Raw genomic sequence first — 2,291 nt, forward strand, 5'->3', positions numbered from 1 at the left:
ATGTGAGGGCGGTGGGCAGGAGGTCCCCGCCAGCAAGGTCACCGACTTCGCCGGGGAGGCGGCGGTGCCGCCGTGTTGCGCGATTACGGGGCGGAAGTCGTAGCTGCACGGTTCGGGATAACACCAAGGAAACACGTCCCGCCCTAGAACTGTGGCTCGACATGTGATTTTTCTGACTTCCACAGAGGGAGACTTCATGCTTTCGCGTCGAGCGGCAGTGGCTCGCGTCGCCTCGGTGGCGTGCGCGGCGCTGGTTCTGAGTGTGGCCGCGCCCGCGACCGCGTCGATATCTGCCGACCCCGTCAAGGTCGGGGACGTGCAGAAGGCGATGGAAGACTTGGTGAAGACGGGCCATGTGGTGGGCGCCATCGGCGAGGTGTATGTGGACGGCAAGCGGGTCGGGAAGGGATCGGCCGGGTCCCGCTTGCTCGACGGCAAGGGTGGCGCGATCCCGTCTACCGCCCGCTACCGGATCGGCTCGCAGACCAAGGGCATGACCGCCACCGTGGTGCTGCAGCTGGTCAAGGAGGGCAAGCTGAGCCTGGATGACAAACTCGGCGCGGTCCTGCCGGAGGTGGCGGACAAGGACCTGGTGGAGCGGGCCGACGAGATCACGGTACGCAACCTGATCCAGCTGACCTCGGGCATCCCCGACTACATCGGCGCGGACGTGAATCCCCTGGACCCCACGCGCAACTACCGCCCGACCGACCTGCTGGCGGCCTCGCGCAAGAACCCCCGGCCCGTGGAGATCGGGACCTTCAACTACTCCAACACCAACTACATCCTGCTCGGCATGATCATCGGGAAACGGGCCGGGAGGTCACTGGCGGCTGAATTCAACCGCAGGCTCTTCGCCCCGCTCGGAATGCGCGATACCTACCTGCCCATGAAGGCTTCGGTGGGCATCAAGGGCCCGCACGGGCACGGTTACGCCCCGGACGAGACGGGCAAGCTGCACGATGTCGACAAGCTCAACGTCACCACCATGCTCGGCGCCGGCGGCGTGGTCTCCACCGCGCGCGACATGAGCGCCTTCCAGCGCGCCTTCCGCCAGGGCAGACTCCTGCCGGAGTCGCTGCGCAAAGTGATCACCGATCCGGCGCCTGGCATGCCGCCGCTGCCTTCCGGGGGTCCGTGCGCCGGCAAGCCCGAGTTCGCCTCAGGAGGCGGGGGCAGCGCCCCCGGCTTCACCGCCGCGACCTACACCTCCTCCGACGGCCGCCTGCAGTTCGCCGTGTCCGTGACGGTGGCCATGGACGATGCCGAGCGCATGACCACGCCGCAACGCATCACCAACGCTCTCAAATCGGTGTTCTGCCCGGCGACATAAAGCGTGTCCTGTTATCACGTGACGGGGTCCCGGAGTCAGATCCGGATCGAGGCGACATCGAGGGTGCCCTGGTAGATGCGCTCGCGCTTGTCGAAGCGGGTGGCCACGGCCCGATGCTGGCGGAGCTTGTTGACGCAGCGCTCGACGGTGTTGCGCTCCTTGTACCGCTCAGCGTCGAAGTTGGGCGGGCGGCCTCCGGCCGAGCCCCGCTTGAGGCGGTTGGCCTTCTGATCCTCCTTGACGGGGATGACCGCCTGAATGCCGTGTCTGCGCAGGTAGGCGCGATTTCCCCGGGAGGAGTACGCTTTGTCGCCCATCGTGCGGGTGGGCCGCTTGCGCGGCCTGCCCGGCCCGCGCCGCCGGATGCGGATGGACTCCATCAATGGGATGAAGCGGGGCGAGTCGCCGTGCTGGCCGGGGCTGGTGAGCCGGGTGATCGGACGGCAGCGCCGGTCGGCGACCAGGTGAATCTTGGTCGACAGGCCACCTCGGGAGCGGCCCAGCGCCTCCCAACTCGACGTCACCCGTTCGTAATCTTTATCGGCCCCTTTGACCGGATGTCCAAGGCTGGGGCATGCCGCGCCCCGGCCGCGTGCTGGTGGGCGCGCACCACCGTGGAGTCGGCGCTGACCGTCCAGTCCTCGCCCTCGGCCTCATCGCACCCCGCCCGTAGCTCATCGAGGATCCGTGCCCAGGTCCCATCCAGTGACCAACGGCGATGCCGGTTGTAGACCGTCTTCCACGCCCCGTAGCAGGTCGGCAGGTCCCGCCACGGGGTGCCCGTCCGCGTCCGGTGAAAGATCCCGTTGATCACTCTCCGGTGGTCGTTCCACCGCGCGCCCCAGCCCGTGCTCACCGGCAGCAGCGGCTCCAGCCGTCCCCACTCCTCATCGGTCAGATCATGACGTTTCAGACGTTCCTCATCCACGCTAATGATCTACACCAAACCGGCACCAAA

The 2,291-nt window shown here is 67.4% G+C and carries 2 protein-coding genes; one reads left to right on the forward strand and one right to left on the reverse strand.

Going from position 1 to position 2,291, the window contains the following annotated elements; translation table 11 throughout:
- Nucleotides 1-196: 196 nt before the first annotated feature.
- Complete coding sequence (locus ACIHFD_RS67785; RefSeq protein WP_397375956.1) at nucleotides 197-1,333, forward strand: serine hydrolase domain-containing protein; 1,137 nt, start codon at nucleotides 197-199, stop codon at nucleotides 1,331-1,333.
- 35 nt (nucleotides 1,334-1,368) lie between these two features.
- On the opposite strand, the gene ACIHFD_RS67790 is transcribed toward ACIHFD_RS67785, so the two are convergent.
- Nucleotides 1,369-2,246 (reverse strand): IS5 family transposase gene (locus ACIHFD_RS67790; protein ID WP_397375957.1). Its coding sequence is split into 2 segments (ribosomal slippage): nucleotides 1,369-1,896 and nucleotides 1,899-2,246, totalling 876 coding nucleotides; the frame shifts between segments, so codons are not numbered across the junction.
- Between the last annotated feature and the right edge of the window lie 45 nt (nucleotides 2,247-2,291).

The organism is Nonomuraea sp. NPDC051941 (assembly GCF_044593615.1).

Excerpts from the sequence above, each read along its gene's own strand:
- ACIHFD_RS67785 (WP_397375956.1), top strand. The coding sequence starts at position 197 with ATGCTTTCGCGTCGAGCGGCAGTGGCTCGCGTCGCCTCGGTGGCGTGC.